This is a genomic window from Undibacterium sp. Di26W (assembly GCF_049340265.1).
Taxonomy (GTDB): domain Bacteria; phylum Pseudomonadota; class Gammaproteobacteria; order Burkholderiales; family Burkholderiaceae_D; genus Undibacterium.
The window spans coordinates 25,492-44,926 of record NZ_JBMPOR010000020.1; the positions used below are offsets into that span (position 1 = coordinate 25,492).

The 19,435-nt window shown below is 52.7% G+C and carries 19 protein-coding genes; 7 read left to right on the top strand and 12 right to left on the bottom strand.

Translation table 11 applies throughout. The features are described from left to right. Window positions 1-27 precede the first annotated feature (27 nt). Window positions 28-597, bottom strand: coding sequence for an NAD(P)H-dependent oxidoreductase (locus ACO0LM_RS20525; protein WP_423039437.1), 570 nt, complete (start codon window positions 595-597; stop codon window positions 28-30). Window positions 598-674: 77 nt separating this feature from the next. Next, the gene (locus ACO0LM_RS20530; RefSeq protein WP_422985800.1) at window positions 675-1,376 is read right to left on the bottom strand and encodes a pirin family protein; all 702 of its coding nucleotides are present in this window, start codon (window positions 1,374-1,376) and stop codon (window positions 675-677) included. Window positions 1,377-1,494: 118 nt separating this feature from the next. Here ACO0LM_RS20530 and ACO0LM_RS20535 point away from each other — a divergent pair, with 118 nt between their 5' ends. Then, window positions 1,495-2,412, top strand: a complete 918-nt coding sequence (locus ACO0LM_RS20535) for a LysR family transcriptional regulator (RefSeq protein WP_423039439.1) — start codon at window positions 1,495-1,497, stop codon at window positions 2,410-2,412. 9 nt (window positions 2,413-2,421) lie between these two features. Continuing rightward, on the top strand, window positions 2,422-3,306 hold the full coding sequence (gene gluQRS, locus ACO0LM_RS20540) for a tRNA glutamyl-Q(34) synthetase GluQRS (RefSeq protein WP_423039441.1): 885 nt from the start codon (window positions 2,422-2,424) through the stop codon (window positions 3,304-3,306). Between the two features lie 111 nt (window positions 3,307-3,417). Here the strand turns inward: gluQRS and ACO0LM_RS20545 are convergent, their stop codons facing one another. The 6 genes from ACO0LM_RS20545 to ACO0LM_RS20570 form a co-directional block, all read right to left on the bottom strand. Continuing rightward, window positions 3,418-3,930 (bottom strand): hypothetical protein, encoded by a 513-nt coding sequence (locus ACO0LM_RS20545; protein WP_423039443.1) that lies wholly within the window; start codon window positions 3,928-3,930, stop codon window positions 3,418-3,420. Between the two features lie 287 nt (window positions 3,931-4,217). Beyond that, entirely contained in the window at window positions 4,218-4,895 is a 678-nt protein-coding gene (locus ACO0LM_RS20550) for a hypothetical protein (protein WP_423039445.1), read from the bottom strand. Window positions 4,896-5,000: 105 nt separating this feature from the next. Beyond that, a complete protein-coding gene (locus ACO0LM_RS20555; protein WP_423039447.1) occupies window positions 5,001-6,413 on the bottom strand; it encodes a multicopper oxidase family protein in 1,413 nt (470 codons plus the stop codon). A 23-nt stretch (window positions 6,414-6,436) separates the two neighbouring features. Next, window positions 6,437-7,867 (bottom strand): TolC family protein, encoded by a 1,431-nt coding sequence (locus tag ACO0LM_RS20560; protein WP_423039449.1) that lies wholly within the window; start codon window positions 7,865-7,867, stop codon window positions 6,437-6,439. A gap of 125 nt (window positions 7,868-7,992) precedes the next feature. Next, the gene (locus ACO0LM_RS20565; RefSeq protein WP_423039451.1) at window positions 7,993-8,388 is read right to left on the bottom strand and encodes a hypothetical protein; all 396 of its coding nucleotides are present in this window, start codon (window positions 8,386-8,388) and stop codon (window positions 7,993-7,995) included. Window positions 8,389-8,477: 89 nt separating this feature from the next. After that, window positions 8,478-9,083, bottom strand: coding sequence for a LysE/ArgO family amino acid transporter (locus ACO0LM_RS20570; protein ID WP_423039453.1), 606 nt, complete (start codon window positions 9,081-9,083; stop codon window positions 8,478-8,480). Window positions 9,084-9,347: 264 nt separating this feature from the next. Here ACO0LM_RS20570 and argP point away from each other — a divergent pair, with 264 nt between their 5' ends. Further along, on the top strand, window positions 9,348-10,250 hold the full coding sequence (argP, locus tag ACO0LM_RS20575; protein ID WP_423039455.1) for an HTH-type transcriptional regulator ArgP: 903 nt from the start codon (window positions 9,348-9,350) through the stop codon (window positions 10,248-10,250). Here the strand turns inward: argP and ACO0LM_RS20580 are convergent. Both ACO0LM_RS20580 and ACO0LM_RS20585 read right to left on the bottom strand, forming a co-directional pair. Beyond that, window positions 10,236-11,543 carry a diguanylate cyclase gene (locus ACO0LM_RS20580; RefSeq protein ID WP_423039457.1) on the bottom strand — a complete coding sequence of 436 codons (1,308 nt, stop codon included), beginning with the start codon at window positions 11,541-11,543 and terminating at the stop codon, window positions 10,236-10,238. The two genes, argP and ACO0LM_RS20580, sit on opposite strands and share 15 nt — an antisense overlap. A gap of 9 nt (window positions 11,544-11,552) precedes the next feature. After that, window positions 11,553-12,596 (bottom strand): ABC transporter substrate-binding protein, encoded by a 1,044-nt coding sequence (locus ACO0LM_RS20585; RefSeq protein ID WP_423039459.1) that lies wholly within the window; start codon window positions 12,594-12,596, stop codon window positions 11,553-11,555. Between the two features lie 523 nt (window positions 12,597-13,119). Here ACO0LM_RS20585 and groES point away from each other — a divergent pair. Next, window positions 13,120-13,410 (top strand): co-chaperone GroES, encoded by a 291-nt coding sequence (gene groES / locus ACO0LM_RS20590; RefSeq protein ID WP_110257032.1) that lies wholly within the window; start codon window positions 13,120-13,122, stop codon window positions 13,408-13,410. Window positions 13,411-13,451: 41 nt separating this feature from the next. After that, window positions 13,452-15,104 carry a chaperonin GroEL gene (groL, locus tag ACO0LM_RS20595; RefSeq protein ID WP_422985774.1) on the top strand — a complete coding sequence of 551 codons (1,653 nt, stop codon included), beginning with the start codon at window positions 13,452-13,454 and terminating at the stop codon, window positions 15,102-15,104. 134 nt (window positions 15,105-15,238) lie between these two features. Here the strand turns inward: groL and ACO0LM_RS20600 are convergent, their stop codons facing one another. Continuing rightward, a complete protein-coding gene (locus ACO0LM_RS20600; protein WP_423039461.1) occupies window positions 15,239-15,436 on the bottom strand; it encodes a hypothetical protein in 198 nt (65 codons plus the stop codon). Between ACO0LM_RS20600 and ACO0LM_RS20605 the strand changes: the two genes are divergently transcribed. Next, window positions 15,435-17,417, top strand: coding sequence for an OPT family oligopeptide transporter (locus ACO0LM_RS20605; RefSeq protein ID WP_423039463.1), 1,983 nt, complete (start codon window positions 15,435-15,437; stop codon window positions 17,415-17,417). The two genes, ACO0LM_RS20600 and ACO0LM_RS20605, sit on opposite strands and share 2 nt — an antisense overlap. Before the next feature lie 45 nt (window positions 17,418-17,462). Here the strand turns inward: ACO0LM_RS20605 and ACO0LM_RS20610 are convergent, their stop codons facing one another. Then, window positions 17,463-18,095 (bottom strand): tRNA-uridine aminocarboxypropyltransferase, encoded by a 633-nt coding sequence (locus tag ACO0LM_RS20610; RefSeq protein ID WP_423039465.1) that lies wholly within the window; start codon window positions 18,093-18,095, stop codon window positions 17,463-17,465. Window positions 18,096-18,188: 93 nt separating this feature from the next. On the opposite strand from ACO0LM_RS20610, the gene ACO0LM_RS20615 reads away from it, so the two are divergent. Further along, window positions 18,189-19,433, top strand: a complete 1,245-nt coding sequence (locus ACO0LM_RS20615) for a hypothetical protein (protein ID WP_423039467.1) — start codon at window positions 18,189-18,191, stop codon at window positions 19,431-19,433. Window positions 19,434-19,435: the final 2 nt, after the last annotated feature.

A 19,435-nucleotide genomic window follows, 5' to 3' on the forward strand; every position in this document is an offset into this window, starting at 1 on the left:
ATTGCCACTACAAAAGCTAAAATTGACTTAAGCCAATTTCTTCGCCACTTCAGCAATACGCTTGCCAAACAGTTTCGCTGTTTCCAGGTCACCAGGCAATGGGCCTTCTTCCGGTGAAGAATCGGATGGGGATTGCGTCATCAAACCACTGGAGCTGGCAAGGAAATTGATGTCATTGCGCTGTGCCGCCTTGCTGTTTGCTGGCATCAGGCCTGTGCCTACCCAGATCATGGCATGTTGTTGCGACAGCGTGAACAGGTAATGCAGGGTCGACAGTTTGTCACCATTCATCGACGCAGAATTGGTAAAGCCGGCAGCGATCTTGTCTTTCCAGACCTGGCTATACCAGGGCTTGGAAGACGCATCGGCAAATTTCTTGAACTGCCAGGATACGCTACCCATGTAGGTAGGTGAACCAAACACGATGGCATTCGCTGCCGCCAGGCTGGCCCATTGCGCGTCAGTGATATTACCTTCGGCATCAATCTTGATCAGTTCTGCATCGGCACCCGCTGCCGCAGCACCCGCATGCACCGCTTCAGCAGCCTTGGTGGTGTGGCCGTAACCTGAATGATAAATAATGGCGACTTTAGTCATGTTCTTACTCCTAATGTTGGAAAATAATAGGCGAACACAGGCGCTACTGCTGGAGTAGCGCCTGTGTCCGCTGTCAATCAGTGAGGTAAATCAAATACCAGCACTTCTGCCTGCTTGCCCTGCTCCAGGATGAGTTTTTCTTCATCCTGGATTTTTACGGCGTCGCCTTCCTTCAGGCTCAAACCGTTGACGGTCAACTCACCGCGTGCCACATGCACATAGGTCAGGCGGTCTGCTGCCAGTGCCACTTCCTGTCTTTGCCCTGCATCGAACAAACCTATCTGCAGACTGGCGTTCTGGCGGATTTTGATGGAGCCATCCGCACCGTCACCCGATGCCACCAGGCGCAAGCGGCCCTGTTTTTCTTCACGGCTGAATTCTTTTTCGCCGTACAGTGGTTCACCGCCCACTTGATCTGGCTGTATCCAGATTTGCAGCAGACGCGTATGTTCGGTATTGGCCGGATTAAATTCCGAATGACGCACGCCGGTACCTGCACTCATGTATTGCACATTACCCGGACGTATCGTACTGCCATTACCCATACTGTCTTTGTGGGCAATCGCACCTTCCAGCACATAGGTAATGATTTCCATGTTCTGGTGTGGATGCGTACCAAAACCCATCGCCGGGGCGATCCAGTCATCATTGATGACACGTAGTGGACCAAAACCCATATGCTGTGGGTCATAATATTCAGCAAATGAAAAACTGTGATGCGATTTGAGCCAACCGTGCTCGGCATGGCCGCGTTCTTGTGACGATCTAAGCGTAATCATATAAGTCCTTTCAAAATTCCTGAATATTGTTTTCAGGCGATGAACGTACTATATACAAACAAAAACAATCAGATAAGGGTAGAATTTTCTACATCTCATTCAAATTTTTTGAACAATCATGAACCTCACTCTGGAAGCCCTGCAAATCCTCGATGCGATAGATCGTAAAGGCAGCTTTGCGGCGGCAGCTGCCGCACTGGACAAGGTACCGTCCGCCATCACCTACAGCATACGCAAGCTGGAAGAAGACCTGGATGTCCTGCTCTTTGACAGGCGCGGCCATCGTGCCAAATTGACCATTGCAGGCGAAGAATTGCTATTACAAGGGCGGCACCTGCTGAACAGCGCACAAGAACTGGAAAATCGTGTAAAACGCGCCGCCAGTGGCTGGGAGGCGGAACTGCGCATCGTCATTGATGGCATCATACAATTCGATGACATGATCCCCTTGATCAAGGAATTTGAACAACAAAACTGTGGCACACGCATCCGTATCAGTCATGAGATTTTGTCCGGCGTCTGGGAAGCCATGGTATCTGGCCGCGCCGACCTGGCCATAGGGGCCGCCTACTATGGGCCAGATGCCATACGCATGCGTGGTGAATTTCAAACCCGCCCGCTGGGTAGTATGGACTGGGTATTTGCGGTGGCCCCGCAACATCCGCTGGCGCTGGCAGAAGGATTGTTAACGCCAGCCATTTTGCAGGCACACCGGGCGATTGCCGTTGGTGACACCGGCCTGACCCTGCCTTCCATGACGGCCGGTTTGTTAAGCGGACAAGATACGCTGACCGTCCCCACCCTGCAAGCCAAACTGGCGGCCCAACTGGCAGGGCTGGGTTGCGGGCACTTGCCGCGCAGGCTGGCTTTGCCCCATTTGCGCAGCGGTGCCCTGATAGAAAAAAAGACCGAGGCCATCCGTCCGCCGGAAGAAAATTGCCTGGTCTGGCGCAGCGCCAACAAAGGCAAGGCTCTAGGATGGTTTTTACAAAAGTTGCAAGACCCTATCGCGCAACGCATGTTGATCGGTAATTGAAGAACATTCATGCAAGCAAAACAAGTGTACACAGGGCGATTTGCCCCTTCACCCACCGGCCCGCTGCACATGGGTTCCCTGGTTGCCGCCATGGCCAGTTACCTGGATGCCAAAGCCCACGATGGCCAGTGGCTGCTGCGCATAGAAGACCTGGATTTTGACCGCAACGTCAAAGCTGCAGATCAGCAAATCATCACGTCGCTGCAACGCAGCGGCATGCAGTGGGATGGAGAGATCACCTGGCAAAGTCAGCGCCAGCCGCTGTATGAAGCGGCCTTGCAACAGTTGGGCGACGCGGTCTACCCCTGCGCCTGCTCCCGCAAGGAAATCGCCGACTCGCGCCTGCGTCTCGGCGAAGCTGCCAGCCAGATTTATCCCGGCACCTGCCGTCATGGCCTGGCTGCCGGAAAAATTGCCCGAGCCTGGCGTCTGCGCGTGCCGGATGACATCATTGGCTTTGAAGACCGCCTGTGCGGAACACAGACACAAGACCTGGGTCACGAAGTTGGTGATTTTGTGCTGAAGCGGGCGGACGGTTTCTGGGCCTACCAACTAGCGGTGGTGGTGGATGACGCCGCCCAGCAGATTACCCATGTGGTACGCGGTGCCGATCTGATTGATTCGACTGCCAGGCAAATTTATTTGCAAGGCCTGCTGAACTTGCCGACCCCGGCTTATCTGCATGTGCCAGTAGTCACCAATGCCCTGGGTGAAAAGCTGTCGAAACAAACCGGTGCGCTGGCGTTTGATCGTGGCGACAACGATGTCTTGCACGAAGCCCTGCTACCGGCAGCGCAATTTCTGGGCTTGAAACTGACTTCGGCAGTTGAGGATATTCCCACTTTCTGGCAAGCAGCGATTCAGGCGTGGAAAGAAAAAATAGTGATGAAATAAATGCTGATTACCGTCAATGACAAGGGCCGCAACGCGGCCCTTGATTAGCTTACCTGATCAGCGCTTAATTCAATCCGAAATTAAACGCAGAATTCAACACTGAATTAACGCTTAATCCCTGTCATGCCCGCGGCCATGTTCATAGCCACGTCCATGGTCGTCACCACGACGGCCTTCATCACGGCGGTCGCCGCGTCTGTCGTCGCGCCTTTCGTCACGTCTGTAGTCGCCATGCCTGTCATTACGCCTGTCGTCATATTCGCGATAATAACCATCGCGATAGCGTGGCACAACCTGGGTGTTGTACCAATTTTCCTGTACGAAATACACCTGACGATCGCAGGCATTGTAGCGATAGCAGTTCTTGTCCCATTTATTTCTATGACCAGGTGGCACAACCAGATACATCGGAGGCTGCACCACATCGACCCTGCGCACTATACGGGGTTCACGATAATACACTTGTGGCTGGGGGAAATTGCCGATATCAACGTGGCCGTAAAACCCGGGCTGTCCAAATTGAACAGACACACCAACGTTCTGCGCCTGGGAATGACTGCTCATCAATAATGCGGCACTGGCAGCAGCAAAAAACAGCGCCTTTTTTATTGAAGTATTTTTCATGATGTCTTCCATTTCGTCAAACAAGAACTCATTTCTATTGATCAAATAAGTTCTGTATAAGTTTGCTAAAGCGACAGCAGCATCAAGGCAAACTGACTTGTTGATACTCAGTGGACTGTTACAGCCTACTAATGCCTATAACGTTTGAAGTCGCAATCTGTTGACCGCATCACGCAAACATTGCATGCATAAAAAAGCCTGCACTGAATAAGTTTTCTGGTCTGTACGCTAGCTAACAAATGAAATTAAAACGAAATTAAAATGAATTTATCTTGTGTCCGCAGCATTTATTTTACTGGGAAATCTTCCGCCCATTGCTGCCCTTTGGCATCCAGTACAGGACGACGGCCTGCCGGTAATTTCACGCCCAGTTGGGCCATCGTCGTGCGATGTGATGAACAGACGTAGCGCGCATCACGATTGGCAAATTTTCGCTTCATGACACATTCAAGCTGATTGGCGCCACTGACATCTTCATAGGCGCTTTCCACACGTTCTGGCAAGGCAGTCACATAACGCAGTACCAGTTGCGCCGACAAGCCACGATAAGCCGGGTCTTTCTTGCCTGCTTGATGCATGTAGTTGATAGCGTCCTTGAGTGCTGCATAGGCATAGTCATATTTTTTAATATCGGCAATACCGGTATTCGACCTGGTTTCACTACTACCATTTTTTCTGGTGAACGTCATTGTCCATTCTGAATTATCCATCAGCAGATCTTCAAAACAGGCAAGGCGGTTATTCGCTTCTTCCGCCAGCATTTTCAATGCGTCGACATTGCCGCTGGATGCCTGTTTACGGTTTTTGTTTATCCAATCCTGAAAGTCGGCACGCAGGGGTTGGGCTATCAATAAACTGCAATCATCCAGGTCAATTTGTTCAGCATGTGCCTGACTGCACAGCATCAGAAAAAGAGGAAAGAAAAGAAGCAAGCAGATTTTGTACAATGCGGGGATTGTTTTCATTTTTTCTTCTCAGGTGGACGTATCATCAAAAATAATAAAGCCGGGACTAACGGCTTTATCATTCTTTTACTTTTCGTCACAAATCAGACAGAAAAACACATTTCCTCAATGTCCGCCATGGCCTTGCGGCTTCCTGACCTGCACTTCCACTTCTGGCGTGGCAGATTTGCCATGTTTCATCCCGGCGTGTGCATCTGCCGGCTGGCGCGGGGCTTCTGCAACGGGGCCCGCATATTCATAAGCCACCGTGCCTTTGGGATGCCGGTACCACCCCGGGTCTTTATAATCGCCCGGCTTCTGGTCTTTGCGCACCTTGACCACGCTGAACATGCCGCCCATTTCCAGGCCACCAAATGGTCCCTCACCTGTCATCATGGGGATCGTGTTATCCGGCAATGGCATTTCCATTGTGCCCATGTCAGCCATGCCCTTGTCCCCCATGGTCATATACGCTGGAATGAGCTTGTTGATCTTGTCGGCCACGTCTTTATGATCGATACCTATCATTGTCGGTACGGTATGCCCCATGGCATTCATGGTGTGATGGCTCTTGTGGCAATGCAGGGACCAGTCACCTTCTTCATCTGCAATAAATTCAAGCTGACGCATCTGGCCGACGGCAATATCGGTCGTCACTTCTGGCCAGCGTGCTGTCCTGGGTACCGGGCCGCCATCCGTGCCCGTCACCGTGAATTCATGGCCATGAATATGGATGGGGTGATTGGTCATGGTCAGGTTGCCGACACGTATTCTGACCCTGTCGTTCTTGCGTACATTCAGGGTATCAATGCCAGGGAAGATGCGGCTATTCCACGACCATAAATTGAAGTCTGTCATGGTCACGATATTTGGTTTGAATGCGCCGGGTTCTATGTCATAGGCGCTCAGCAAAAAGATGAAGTCCCGGTCAACTTCGTCAATCTGCGGATGCTTGCCTTTGGGATGGGTGATCCATGAACCCATCATGCCCATGGCCATTTGCGTCATTTCGTCGGCGTGCGGGTGATACATGAAAGTGCCGGGACGACGTGCCACAAATTCATACACAAAAGTCTTGCCAGGTTGTATTGATGGCTGGGTCAGGCCGGATACGCCATCCATGCCATTCGGCAGGCGCTGGCCGTGCCAGTGCATGCTGGTATGTTCTGGCAAACGGTTGGTGACAAAAATACGTACGCGATCACCCTCCACCACTTCTATCGTCGGGCCAGGGCTTTGGCCGTTATACCCCCACAGATTGGCGATCATGCCGGGTGCCATTTCACGCACGACAGCTTCGGCCACCAGATGGAATTCCTTGACGCCATGGTTCATGCGCCACGGCAGGGTCCACCCATTCAGGGTCACCACCGGATTATAGGGGCGGCCATTTTTTGGTTGCAGCGGCGGCATGGTGTCCGCGCTGGTTTGGGTAACGGCTTCAGGCAAGCTTGCCAGCGCCACCTTGCTGACGGCTGTCGCCGCCAAAGCACCACCGGCGATGCCAGCGAATTTGAAAAAATCTCTTCTTGAATTCATTTTATTTCCTTCTCGCCGGGGCATCAATGCGCAGCGTCTGGCGGGGCAGATGATGATATGGGGTTCAGTGTGCCAGTTGAGGGGGTAGAGGGGCGGCCCAGCAGTTCTGCCTGCAAGGCGGCATCTGCCAGCCAGAATTGTTGTTCCGCGTTGATGGCCGCCAGCACGCTATTGATCTGCTCACGGGTATCGGCCAGCAATTCAAAAACGCTGATGAACATGCCGTTGTAGCGCAACTGGTTTTCTGCAGAAATGCGCTTGCGCAGTGGCAGAATGTCGTCCCGGTATTGTCGGGCGATATCGTACAGGCTGCGATAGGCAGAATAACTGACACGCAAATGTGAACCCGCATTGTTGACCGTATCTTGCAGGCGATAACTGGCCGCCAGGGTATTCGCATTCATTGCCGTTCTTTGGGCGTCGCCCCAATCAAATAAGGGCAGACTGAGGCTGACTTCGACACCGCGCTTGATCTCGCTATGCCCGGCTGCATCAAAGACAGTATTGCGCCTGACACCCAGTTCTATATCAGTAAAGCTATTGACCAGGTTCAGGCCCTGGCGGGCTGCGGCGGCATCCAGTTCCTGTCTGGCCAGTTGGATGTCGAGACGGTTTTTGGTGGCTTGCGGGCCTATCGCTTCTGCTGCCAGCGGTGTGGCTGGTAGATCGGGCAAGCGCTGTGGCAGCTTGAGGGCTTTTCCCTGGGCGTCATTCAAGCCCAGCAGGCGTACCAGTTCTTCACGCGTGGCCAGGCTGTTATGGCTGGCAAAGCTGAACTGAGCCACGGCATCTGCCTGAAACGCCTGCTGACGCGCGGCCTGCAGGGTATTGAAATTGCCAGCCTTGTGCATGCGCCCGGCCAGTTCGGCACTGGCATCGGCGGCATCCACTACCTGCCTGGCATAGTCCAGGCTTTGCTGTGCCGCCACCGCCTTGACCCAGGCGACCCGCACTTCGCTGACACGGTCTATCACATCCAGGCTTAAGCGCGTTTGCGCCTGCCACAGACTGTGTCGGGCCATGCTCTGTCTTTGCGGCAGGCTGAGCAGATCAAGCAGGCCGACACTGAGCAGGCGGCCAATTTCCAGCTCACCAGCTTGCCGGTTACGCTCGAAATTGAACACGGGATTGGCAATACGTGCGCTCTGTACCACATTCGCCCCATTGGCCTGGTGTTGCGCCAGTAAGGCTTGCAGGGCCGGGCTGTTCAACAGTGCGATTTGCACGGCAGCGTCTTGTGACAATGGATCACGCAAGAGGATTGCAGCCTTGTCTTGCCGGTCTTTTTGCTGTTCCGGCTTACTGGCCAGCGCCAGTTGCCCCTGGGTATAAGCGGGATAGCGCTGGTTGATTTGTTGTGTACTTTGGTCGATATCAAAACTGGCACAGCCACCAAGCAGCAAGATGGCCGCGCTCAGAACTGGAATACGATAGCGACAATGAAATTGAGACATGAAGTCCTCGCAGAAAACGTGTTTCACCCGTCATGACGGGTGGTATGAGATGGTGTAGATAGCAATAGTGAACTGTTACAGCCCACTGGCTGACGCTGGCACGCAGATGCGCCGGTCAGCAAAGTTCAGATCAGGGTCAACCTGGGAGGGCGTTCCAGCAAGGCTGGTGATACGGAAGCAGGCAGGGATACCGGCAGCGATTGTGCATCGCTATGAAAGGGAGTAAAAACCATGCCCTGCGCAGCAGGCATCAGGGCAATGCCCATGCAACAAGGTGCAGACGATTTGCAATTGCCGTGGGCCGAGGTGGTCTTGCCAACGCCGTCATGGACAGATTTGGCATCTGCCTGTTTGGCTATCTGAGGCTGGCAATGTTCATTGTCAGCCGTGCTGGTGCTGGCCAGGGCCTGGCTGACCGGCATATCCATGGCGCACGCCATCCTGCTGGCGACCGCAAACCCTTGCAGGGGCAGCAAGACCAGCAACATGCATGCAATCAAATAACGCCAGGTGGATTTCATGCACGGAAGTTATCACAAATCTGCGTGTTCAACAAATGGGCCCTACAAAGTTGAACACCAAGTTGACCCCAAGCTGACACCAAACAGCATCAGGCCAGCGCCAGATTCGCTGCCAGCAAGAGCATGATGACACCAATCAAGGTATCCATCACCTGCCAGGCAAGGGGACGGGCAAACAGCGGGGCCAGCAAGCGTGCGCCAAAGCCCAGGGCAGCGAACCAGAGCGTGGCATTCAGGACCGCGCCCAGGGCAAACCAGTATTTGCCATCACCTGGCTGCTGCCCACCGATGGCACCCAGCAAGACCACCGTATCCAGATAGGTATGCGGATTGAGCAAGGTCGCCCCCAACACAGCCAGGGCTGCCTTGCCTGCAGTCAAACTTATATCGCCAGTTGCAGTCACCAGGCTTTGCTGACGGAATGCTGCGCGCAGGGAACGCACGCCATACCAGACCAGAAACGCCGCCCCACCCCAGCGCGCCAGCGCCAGCAAGAAGGGCTGGCTATTGATCATGCCACCTATGCCCGCCACACCTGCCAGTATCAGCACTATTTCACAGGCAATACAAATCATCACCGTCAAGCCCACATGCTGACGACGCAGCCCCATGCGCAAGACATGCGCATTTTGTGAACCAATTGCCATGATCAGCCCGGCACTCATGCCCATGCCCTTGAGTATAAAAGTCAACATTTTCTCGCTCCAGTTTGTTCCATGTTTGTTCCATGCTGGAATTTTGGGCAAGAAAGGCATTAAAATGAAGCAAATTTAAAATATTTACGAATTCATTAAAATTTCTTAACTTCAATTAAAAACTTGATTTGAAACTCCTTGAATAAAATTAACGCATTGGCATCAAATACAATGATTTCCTTCTCTTTACCTCTGTGCCTCTGTGCCTCTGTGTTGAGAGGTCTTTAGTCAAAATCACCAAAATCCGTAAATAAAGTACAGCCAATGCAACCCCGACTCGACAGCCGCCAATGCGAAGCCTTCCTCAGCGTGATTGACCACGGCAGTCTGGAACAGGCGGCGCAAGCCCTGAACCTGACCAGTTCGGCCATTTCCCAGCGCATCAAGGCATTGGAAATGGAATTGGGGAACACCTTGTTGGTGCGCAGCCGCCCCTGCCGTGCCACCCATGCCGGACAAAGGCTGGTGCAACACTTGCGCCGGGTGGCCGAGCTCGAACAGGATTTGCAAACAGAATTCGCCGGGCAGCAAAGCGCTGCCATCAGCATTGCGATTGCCGTCAATGCAGATAGCCTGGACAGCTGGTTTCTGCCTGCCATGTCAGAATTTTTGATCGCAGAAAACATCCTGCTCGAAGTGCTGATCGATGATCAGGACCATACCCACGATCTGCTGGAAAGCGGCATGGTACTCGGCTGTATCTCTGCCGAAGCGCAAGCCATGCGTGGTTGCCAGGCGACGCCACTGGGCATCATGCGCTATCTGCCGGTTGCCAGCCAGGCGTATTGTGAACGCTGGTTTCCACATGGGATGACGCGTGAAGCCATGCGCCATGCACCGGTGCTGACCTTCAATCGCAAAGACAAATTGCAGTCACAAATATTGCTGGAACATTTCGGCCTGCAAGAAAATGCCTGCCCCACCCATTTTTTACCTGCCACCACACCATACAACCGTGGCATTCTGTTAGGGCTGGCCTGGGGTGTCATTCCGGAGATACTGCTGCGTACCCTGCCGGGGCAGGAAAATCTGGTCCGGCTGATGGCGGAACATCCGGTCGATGTCAATCTGTACTGGCACAGCTGGAAGGTGCAGACACCCAGGTTGACGCGCATGTCTGAACTGTTGATACGGCAGGCAAGAACCGTACTGTTACAGCTCGCTTAGGGTAGCAGGATTGATTTCTGGAACGATGCCCTGATCATCCCGGTCATCCCTGCCATCCCTGGGCTGGACCTGATTGCGCCCATGTGATTTGGAAAAATACAGCCATTGATCAGCACGGTGAACCAGGGTTTCAACGGTATCCCCCGCGCGCAGTTCGGCCACCCCAAAACTGGCTGTGATGTGCAGGCTGTAGCCATCGGCCAAGCTGATCACCATCAGTTCTACCTGTTCGCGAATGCGGGTGGCGGCGTCGATAGCGGCTTTCAACCCGGTTTCTGGCAATATGATCATGAATTCTTCGCCACCATAACGGACTACCCAGTCCACCTCGGCCCGCAATTCCTTTTCAAGACTTTGCGCAAAGCTCACCAGAACCTTGTCGCCGACCGCATGGCCATACTGGTCATTCACATTCTTGAAAAAATCAATGTCGCAAAACACCACACACAAATCACGGCCATAACGCACTGCCCTTTGTATTTCAGCCGGCATGCGTTCATTGAACAGCAGACGGTTATAACACCCTGTCAGGCCATCGGTGATGGATAATTGCTTCAGCGTCTGTATGGCAGTTTCCAGTTGCCTGGTGCGCTCTGATACCAGCGCATCCTGGTTGGCGATGTGCTTTTCTATGCTGCTCTGCATGGTATGGAAGCCATCCACGACCAGATCAATTTCGTTGTACACATGGCCAGGTTCAAGCTCTAATTCCAACCTGGTGGAAATTTTATTCGCCTGCAGGTTTTTGACGAAATCAGCCAGTTGACGCATGGGGCGTTCCAGGTCGCGCCGTAAAATCGCAGCGACCGCCAAAAAAATAAAAATCGACAACACCAGCACACCCAGTACCACGATAATCAGGCTGCGCCACAGCTCATTTTTCAGCATGCTTCTGTCAACCACAAACTCGGCGGTGCCAACCGGTTTTGCAGCGTCCATAGGTGACGGAATATCAAACATAATATGCTCGCCATTTGGCGTGCGACTGGCATCACCACCGATAAATTCCTGACCGGTATTGGCGCGTATCACCACATACGCGATCGAGGTATTTTTGAGTATCAGCTTGATCTGTTTTTGTATGGTCTGTGGCTCAATATCCCAGATGGCAACTGACAGCAAAGGTAGATGCGCATGCGCGACATCATTCACCGTCATGTTGAAATTGTGTTCTATCGCCCGATAATTCAGCCAGGCCTGCAAGCCGCTGATCGCCACCACGCACAAAATCACCCACTTGAAGACACGGCGTATCAACAAGCTGGCGATGGATTGTAAGGGTGTGATGTTCATTTGAATGTGCTACTTATTTTCCAATAACTGGCGAAAACTGAAGTTATATTTTTTCACCGCAGGGTTTAAGACCTTGCTGAATTTTTTGAAATCAACACGTGAGAAATTCATGTCGCCAAACATGCCCTCGAAACGGCGCGCCTCTTCTGGCGTAAATAAAATAAACATGGAACGTTCCAGTTCCAGTCCTTCCTTGATAAAATCCTTGCCATGATGATAGTCATACAACATCACCAGACTAAAAGCCCCGGCAATGAAGTGGCCGCCGGACAAGGCTGTCAGCGACCCTGATTCCACTGCCGCCAGTGCCTCGGATGAGGTATTGATGGCGCTGAAACTGGCGTCATACCCCGGCTTGCCGCCACGCGCACGCCAGCTTTCCATCGCACCAAATGCCATCAGGTCGCTGCCCGTCCAGACCAGCCGCGTCTGCGGATAACGCTGGTACAGCCACACACTTTGCTCCTGCGCCTTGACCCTGCTCCATTCACCATACACCACCTGATCCAGCACCACATCTTTGGCTTCTGCCACCGCCCGGCGCATGCCCTCAGTACGTTTATATGAAGTAGTGGTGGAACGGTCACCGGCAATTGCCAGCAAATGCAACTTGCCGTCAGCGGCCATCCATTTTTCAGCACGCCCGCGTTCTATCAGTTTGCCTGCGGTAACATACCCGGCCTCTTCGGCCATAGGTTCCAGGCTACCTAACCAGTGTTTATGGATCTGGCGCGGGTGTCCAACTATGTCCCGTTCGCTCGGCTTGGTAATACCACTATAGGCAAAGAAAGTCTTGATACTGGCTGCATCCAGTATACGCACTACTTCTGGCCCCATGCCATAATCATTCGTCAGCACCACATAATCGGGACGTGTTGCAGCCGGACGGGCCGCAATCTGCCTTGCAAATTCCAAAGGTTTAAGGTGATCACGCTCGGCATACAAGACTTCCAGCTTGATGCCCAGGCTACCGGCGGCTGCAGTCATACTGTTGGCCGCAGTGACCCAATAGATTTCATCTGATTTTCCGGGGTTCAGGAAAGTGACCGACATAGCCAATGCTGAAGCAGGCAACCCCATCCCAACGACACAGCAGAACGCTGCACAAAACCGTAACCACCACATCTCACTGCCTCCGCGCACCCGGTCTGCCAGGCTTATTCAGCCGCACTGCTCATTTGCCCCACAGGCATCAAGCATGTGCACCGGTTTTAGTTATCCAGGCGATTTGCCCGCCACATGCACCGGTAGCCTAAACATTTCGCTTAATTTATAGGCAGTATTTTCGATGATTTACTGCAACAAAAGCACCAGTATTACAAAAACTCACATTTCACATGTGGCAATATTTTCAATAATGGAATTAAATTAATTATCTTTAATGCAACTAAAGTCATGGTTTTGACATCATAAATGCATGATTTCTAAGGAAATTTTAATTTAGTCCATTTTCCTGTCTTGAAAAGCATGGAGCTCGCCCATATACTTAGCACTCGTTGGGAGAGAGTGCTAACAAGTCTCTCCCCAGCTTAATTGAATTCCAATAGTAATTACTCGCAAATTTAAAGGAGCTTGTATGAACCTTCGTCCCCTGCACGATCGCCTGATCGTGAAACGCCTGGATCAAGAAACAAAAACCGCATCCGGTATCGTTCTGCCTGACGCTGCTGCTGAAAAGCCAGATCAAGGTGAAGTACTGGCTGTTGGTCCTGGCAAATTGCTGGACAACGGTACTGTGCGCGCCCTGGACGTTAAAGTTGGCGACCGCGTTTTGTTCGGTAAATATTCTGGTCAGGCTGTCAAAGTTGACGGCAACGAAGTTCTGGTGATGCGTGAAGAAGATATCTTCGCGGTCGTACAGAAGTAATCGGCATCCACGATATCAATTAAAGAATTCGGAGAATTAATATGGCAGCTAAACAAGTAATTTTTGGTGATGACGCCCGTGCGAAAATCGTCAATGGTGTCAACATCCTGGCCAACGCAGTTAAAGTCACCCTGGGCCCTAAAGGCCGTAACGTGGTTCTGGAACGCTCTTTCGGCGCACCTACAGTAACTAAAGACGGTGTCTCGGTTGCTAAAGAAATCGAACTGAAAGACAGGCTGGAAAACATGGGTGCACAACTGGTGAAAGAAGTGGCTTCCCGCACTTCTGACAACGCTGGTGACGGTACAACCACTGCGACTGTTCTGGCACAAGCCATCGTTCGCGAAGGTTTCAAATATGTAGCAGCTGGCTTCAACCCAACTGACTTGAAACGCGGTATCGACAAAGCGGTTACAGCCATCGTTGCTGAAATCAAAACACTGTCCAAGCCAACAACAACCAACAAAGAAATCGCTCAAGTTGGTTCCATCTCTGCCAATTCTGATGCCAACATCGGCGACATCATTGCCAAAGCAATGGACAAAGTCGGCAAAGAAGGCGTGATTACTGTTGAAGACGGCAAATCCCTGGACAACGAACTCGACATCGTTGAAGGTATGCAGTTTGACCGTGGCTATCTGTCACCCTACTTCATCAACAATCCAGAAAAACAATCCGTTATCCTGGAAAACCCGTTCGTCCTGTTGTTCGACAAAAAAATCTCGAACATCCGTGACTTGCTGCCAATACTGGAACAAGTTGCAAAATCCGGTCGCCCACTGCTGATCATCGCTGAAGATGTAGACGGCGAAGCGCTGGCAACTCTGGTTGTCAACAACATCCGTGGCATCCTGAAAACTGCTGCTGTTAAAGCACCAGGCTTCGGCGACCGTCGCAAAGCCATGCTGGAAGACATCGCTATCCTGACCGGTGGTCAAGTGATTGCTGAAGAAGTTGGCCTGACTCTGGAAAAAGCAACGCTGGCTGATCTGGGCCAAGCTAAACGTATCGAAATCGGTAAAGAAAACACGACCGTGATCGATGGCGCTGGCCAGGCTGTTGGTATCGAAGCACGCGTTAAACAAATCCGCGCGCAAATCGAAGAAGCAACTTCTGACTACGACCGTGAAAAACTGCAAGAACGCGTTGCCAAACTGGCAGGCGGCGTTGCTGTAATCAAGGTTGGTGCTGCAACTGAAGTTGAAATGAAAGAGAAAAAAGCCCGCGTTGAAGATGCTCTGCATGCAACTCGCGCTGCTGTTGAAGAAGGCGTTGTTCCTGGCGGTGGCGTTGCCCTGCTGCGCGCACGTCAAGCTGCTGGCGACATCAAAGGTGACAATGCGGATCAAGAAGCCGGTATCAAACTGGTTCTGAAAGCAATCGAAGCACCTTTGCGTGAAATCGTAGCTAACGCCGGTGGCGAACCTAGCGTTGTTGTGAACGCCATCATCAATGGCAAAGGCAACTACGGCTTCAACGCTGCCAATGACACCTACGGTGACATGATAGAAATGGGTATCCTGGACCCAGCCAAAGTAACACGCTCTGCATTGCAAAATGCAGCATCTGTTGCCGGCCTGATCCTGACTACCGATGCACTGGTTGCTGAATTGCCTGACGACAAAGCAGGCGGCGGCATGGGTGGTGATATGGGTGGCATGGGCGGTATGGGTGGTATGGGCGGCATGATGTAATAGCTGCTAGCTGCTCACACAGAGTCGCATTGCTCAAAAGCCCCGCAACGAAAGTTGCGGGGCTTTTTGTTATTAGTTTTGATCTACCTATCCAGCGCCACGATGTAGATTGAATGGCAAACAAATTTCCCCCTTCAAAACAATTCAACAAACTTTTTCTTTCGGCGCTTGACAGAAAACATCTGCGGCTTGGATACTGCCGCACCTGAAAGAAAATTTTCATATTGAAGAGCCAGTGTTTCAAATTTGCAATGATCTTGTGAATAAGCAGCACTTGCCAGCGGCTGATATTCAAGCATATCAATTCCGACAACCCGTTTTGGAGACAACATGGCGCTGCAACAATTAAGCGACGAGCAGATCCGGACCTGGACTCGCGCCCAAAAGGACGAGTGGTGGTTCACCAATATTTACCGTGGCGATATGGCACAACTAACCATACGCTCGGCATTCACCGGTTTTCTGCTGGGTGGCATCTTGTCGGCCACCGCTTTATATATTGGTGCCAAAACCGGTATCACCATCGGTGTCGGCCTGACATCCGTCATTCTGGCCTTTGCGATTTTCAAGATACTCGCCAACCTGGGTATCGCCAAGGATTTCACCATCCTTGAAAACAACTGCACGCAATCCATCGCCACTGCGGCCGGTTACATGACCATGCCGCTCAATACCGTGCTGTCCGCCTATATGCTGATCAGCGGTACCGTGGTCACCTGGTGGCACCTGGTGGTGTGGATGAGCGTCTGCTCCATCCTGGGTGTACTGGTTGCCTTCCCGATGAAGCGTCGCTTCATCAATGAAGACCAACTGCCCTTCCCCGAAGGCCGTGCCTGCGGCGTGGTGTTGGATGCCGTGTACACCGGCGAAGCTGCCAGCGGCATGTACAAGGCACGCCTGATGGCCTTTACCGCCATGTGGACAGCGATATACCAGATGCTCACCAGCGATGGCTGGATGAAGCTGATCCAGTTCAAAATCCTGCGCATGGATAAATGGACCAGCATGACCGAAGCCTGGCATTTCCAGGAACGCATCGATCACTACTATTACACCGCCGCCGTCAAATATGATTTGCTGATCCCCAAAATCCTTGGCACCGATTTCCGTGCACTTGGCCTGCGCCTGACCCTCGATGCCGCCATGCTGGGCGTCGGTGGCCTGATGGGCATACGTGTCGCCAGCAGCGTCTTGCTGGGTACCATCATCAACTTCGTGTTCCTGGCGCCATGGATGATACAGCGCGGCGACATCATTGAACGGATAGCACCCAGTGGCAAGATCGTACCTATCTCGCGTACCGAAATCGTCAACCAGTGGGGTTTGTGGTGGGCGGTGTCGATGATGGTGGTGGCATCCTTCATCAGCCTGGCTGCCAAGCCCGAACTGTTCACCAGCATATTCAAAAAGGCAGACAAGAATAAAGTCGCCGACAAGGGCAGCAACATCCTGGACCATATCGAAGTACCGCTCATCATTTCCTATATCGGCATCCCCATTTTCAGTGTACTGGCGGCCTGGACCACGCATGCCTTCTTTGGCGTGCCATGGTTTATGTCCATCATCACCCTGCCGCTGGTATTCATCCTCACCATCATCTGCGCCAATGCAATGGCACTGACATCCTGGACACCCACCAGCACCCTGTCAAAAATCACCCAGTTCAGCATGGGCGCGATTGACAGTGCCAACCCGGCCAACAACCTGATCCCTGCCGGCATGACGGCAGAAGTAGCGTCGAATGCATCCAACCTGCTGTCTGACATCAAACCCGGTTACATGCTGGGTGCCAAACCAAGACAGCAAGCCATAGGCCATATCATCGGTATCTTCTCTGGCGGGCTGGCTTGCGTACCCTTGTACTTCCTGCTGTTCTTGCCGCCTGATGCAAATGGCATACGCTCCACCGCCACCATCGTGTCCGACAAATTTGCCTTCCCTGGTGCGATGCAATGGAAAGGCGTGGCAGAACTGATCGCCAAAGGCTTCAGCAGCCTGCCTTCCTCTGCCATTACTGCCATTATCGTAGCGGCAGTCGCTGCCACCATCATCGAAGTCGCGCGCATCTTCACCAAGGGCCGCTTCCCGCTGTCCGCCGTCTCCATCGGCCTGGGTGTCATCCTGCCACCAGAATCCTGCCTGGCCATGTGGATAGGTGCCGCCGTCTTCTGGTGGATGGGCCGCCGCCATACGCAAGCCGGTACCAAGGGACATGATTTCTGGGTAGAGGGATGTGAACCCATCTGCGCTGGTTTGATTTCTGGTGCGGCATTGATAGGTATAGGGAATGCGATTATCAATGTGCTGATCTGATGCGGCCCTGAAACTTTGGGCCCCGTTTTTCGCGGGGCTCCACCTTTAAGGATTTATCTGCAGCGGTCTGAACCCCATCTGCTGCCCCACAAACCCGTCAAAGGTCTGCAACAAGGGCTGATATTTTTCTTCATCCTGCTCAAGCTGCATCAAAGCATAGCAGGCTGCCTCCAACGTCGATAACTGATCTGGCGCATGCGCCTTGCGTATGCGGTAGTGGGAGGCGGACATGTCTTGCAGGCTCAGGCGTGGCAGTTGTTGCAGTAGTGGATTCAGGTACAGCATCTTGCGGCTTTTACGCCAGGTGGCGTCGAGTATCACCAGCCTCAGATTCGCCAACGTCTGCCCATCCAATAAAAATTCTGGCGCTTCATATTGCAAGTCATCGGCATCATTTTGCATGGTCGATGGGTACAGCAGGATGGGCTGTTTATTATCTGCATGCAGCAGGGATCGCAGATGTGTTTCTTCAAATTGTTCCCCTTCCACCAGATTAGCCATCTGCAAGCAAAGATGCAGCAGGCGAGCGCTGCCCTTGGCGTTGTTCACTTCCAGAGGATGCTGCAAGATCAGCACACCTGGAACATTGGCAATACTTGTTACCCATTGGCAAATACAGGCAGTGACAGGTCTGCGGCACTGCGGGCAGAGGCTACGTTTGGTGGGTGGATTCAGCATGTCAACATTGTGAAGGATTGTTATTTTATCGGCAAGCCCAGGGCGGTTTAAGCCCGGCAGTGATGGCTTCGTCTATCATGAACGGATACCTTGATGCTTTCTACCCTCTTTATGAAAATTCCTCTTTTACTGGCCACCGGCCTGCTGCTTGTGACCAGTGCCTGCGGCGGTGGCGGTGGTTCCACGGCAGCAACGACAAGCACTACCACCACTACAGGAACAACGACAGGCACGACCACGGGTACGACGACTGGTACCACCACTGGCACAACGACTGGCACTACTGTCGTCACGCTAGAGAAAAAAGCAGCAGCCCTGGTAGTCAAACTGGGCAAGCCTTCACGCTTCCTGGTGGGGCTAGGTACGACAGAGCTGGCCGATATCCAGAAACAGGCCATTACCCCCGACATTTATGATCAATACCTGGTGGGCGTGGGCGACGGTTCCTGGCCGACCTGGAACAGCCCTTCCGGTGCCTACGTGCAGATCGTCGCCAAAAATGCCGATGCCTTGGGGGCAGTGCCCATGTTCACGCTGTATCAGATGGCCAGCAATGGGGACGGTAACCTGAGCGGCCTGAGCAATACCACCTTCATGAAAAATTACTGGAACAATGTGCGCCTGCTATTCCAGCAATTGAAGACTTATGGCAAACCCGCGCTGGTGAATTTTGAGCCTGATTTCTGGGGTTATACCCAAAGGGCATCCAATAATGCGGACCCATCGACCGTATTTGCGCTGGTGAATATTGATGCTGATTGCAGCACGCTGCAAAACAGCGTGACCGGCATCGCCCAGTGCCTGATGCAAATCGCCAGGAAATATGCGCCGAATGCCTATGTCGGTTTCCCGCCCGCGCTGTTTGGTGACCTGCACACCACGGCCTTGTCGTATATGCAGAAACTGGGGGCAGACAAAGCTGATTTTATCGTCATGCAAACCCTGGACCGGGACGCCGGCTGTTTTGAAAATACCCCACAGGTTTCGTATTGCACACGCCTGGATACCCCCTGGTACTGGGATGAAGCAAATATCACTTCACCCAATTTCAAGGAACATTTTGCGCTGGCCAAAACCTATTACCAGGGGCTGCAATTGCCGGTCTTGTGGTGGCAGACACCACTGGGCGCACCCTCCAGCCAGTTTGGATCAGCCTTGAAATGGCGAGATAACCGCGTGCGCTATTTCCTCACGCACACCAGCGAGATGGTGGCGGTGGGCGGCATCGGTGCCGTGTTCAGCCCCGGTGAAGTCAACCAGACCAATATCAATACCGATGGTGGTCAGTTCAAGACTTATTCATCCAGCTATCTGGCAAAACCAACTGCCCTGCCCTGATC

What these genes read in the sequence shown, in the direction of transcription:
- gluQRS (WP_423039441.1), top strand. Translation starts at nt 2,422, where the DNA reads ATGCAAGCAAAACAAGTGTACACAGGGCGATTTGCCCCTTCACCCACC.
- argP (WP_423039455.1), top strand. Translation starts at nt 9,348, where the DNA reads ATGCAACCCCGACTCGACAGCCGCCAATGCGAAGCCTTCCTCAGCGTG.
- ACO0LM_RS20585 (WP_423039459.1), bottom strand. Translation starts at nt 12,596, where the DNA reads ATGTCGGTCACTTTCCTGAACCCCGGAAAATCAGATGAAATCTATTGG.
- ACO0LM_RS20525 (WP_423039437.1), bottom strand. Translation starts at nt 597, where the DNA reads ATGACTAAAGTCGCCATTATTTATCATTCAGGTTACGGCCACACCACC.
- ACO0LM_RS20605 (WP_423039463.1), top strand. Translation starts at nt 15,435, where the DNA reads ATGGCGCTGCAACAATTAAGCGACGAGCAGATCCGGACCTGGACTCGC.
- ACO0LM_RS20610 (WP_423039465.1), bottom strand. Translation starts at nt 18,095, where the DNA reads ATGCTGAATCCACCCACCAAACGTAGCCTCTGCCCGCAGTGCCGCAGA.
- ACO0LM_RS20580 (WP_423039457.1), bottom strand. Translation starts at nt 11,543, where the DNA reads ATGAACATCACACCCTTACAATCCATCGCCAGCTTGTTGATACGCCGT.
- ACO0LM_RS20550 (WP_423039445.1), bottom strand. Translation starts at nt 4,895, where the DNA reads ATGAAAACAATCCCCGCATTGTACAAAATCTGCTTGCTTCTTTTCTTT.
- groES (WP_110257032.1), top strand. Translation starts at nt 13,120, where the DNA reads ATGAACCTTCGTCCCCTGCACGATCGCCTGATCGTGAAACGCCTGGAT.
- ACO0LM_RS20555 (WP_423039447.1), bottom strand. Translation starts at nt 6,413, where the DNA reads ATGAATTCAAGAAGAGATTTTTTCAAATTCGCTGGCATCGCCGGTGGT.
- ACO0LM_RS20560 (WP_423039449.1), bottom strand. Translation starts at nt 7,867, where the DNA reads ATGTCTCAATTTCATTGTCGCTATCGTATTCCAGTTCTGAGCGCGGCC.
- ACO0LM_RS20615 (WP_423039467.1), top strand. Translation starts at nt 18,189, where the DNA reads ATGCTTTCTACCCTCTTTATGAAAATTCCTCTTTTACTGGCCACCGGC.
- ACO0LM_RS20545 (WP_423039443.1), bottom strand. Translation starts at nt 3,930, where the DNA reads ATGAAAAATACTTCAATAAAAAAGGCGCTGTTTTTTGCTGCTGCCAGT.
- ACO0LM_RS20535 (WP_423039439.1), top strand. Translation starts at nt 1,495, where the DNA reads ATGAACCTCACTCTGGAAGCCCTGCAAATCCTCGATGCGATAGATCGT.
- ACO0LM_RS20565 (WP_423039451.1), bottom strand. Translation starts at nt 8,388, where the DNA reads ATGAAATCCACCTGGCGTTATTTGATTGCATGCATGTTGCTGGTCTTG.
- ACO0LM_RS20530 (WP_422985800.1), bottom strand. Translation starts at nt 1,376, where the DNA reads ATGATTACGCTTAGATCGTCACAAGAACGCGGCCATGCCGAGCACGGT.
- ACO0LM_RS20600 (WP_423039461.1), bottom strand. Translation starts at nt 15,436, where the DNA reads ATGTTGTCTCCAAAACGGGTTGTCGGAATTGATATGCTTGAATATCAG.
- ACO0LM_RS20570 (WP_423039453.1), bottom strand. Translation starts at nt 9,083, where the DNA reads ATGTTGACTTTTATACTCAAGGGCATGGGCATGAGTGCCGGGCTGATC.
- groL (WP_422985774.1), top strand. Translation starts at nt 13,452, where the DNA reads ATGGCAGCTAAACAAGTAATTTTTGGTGATGACGCCCGTGCGAAAATC.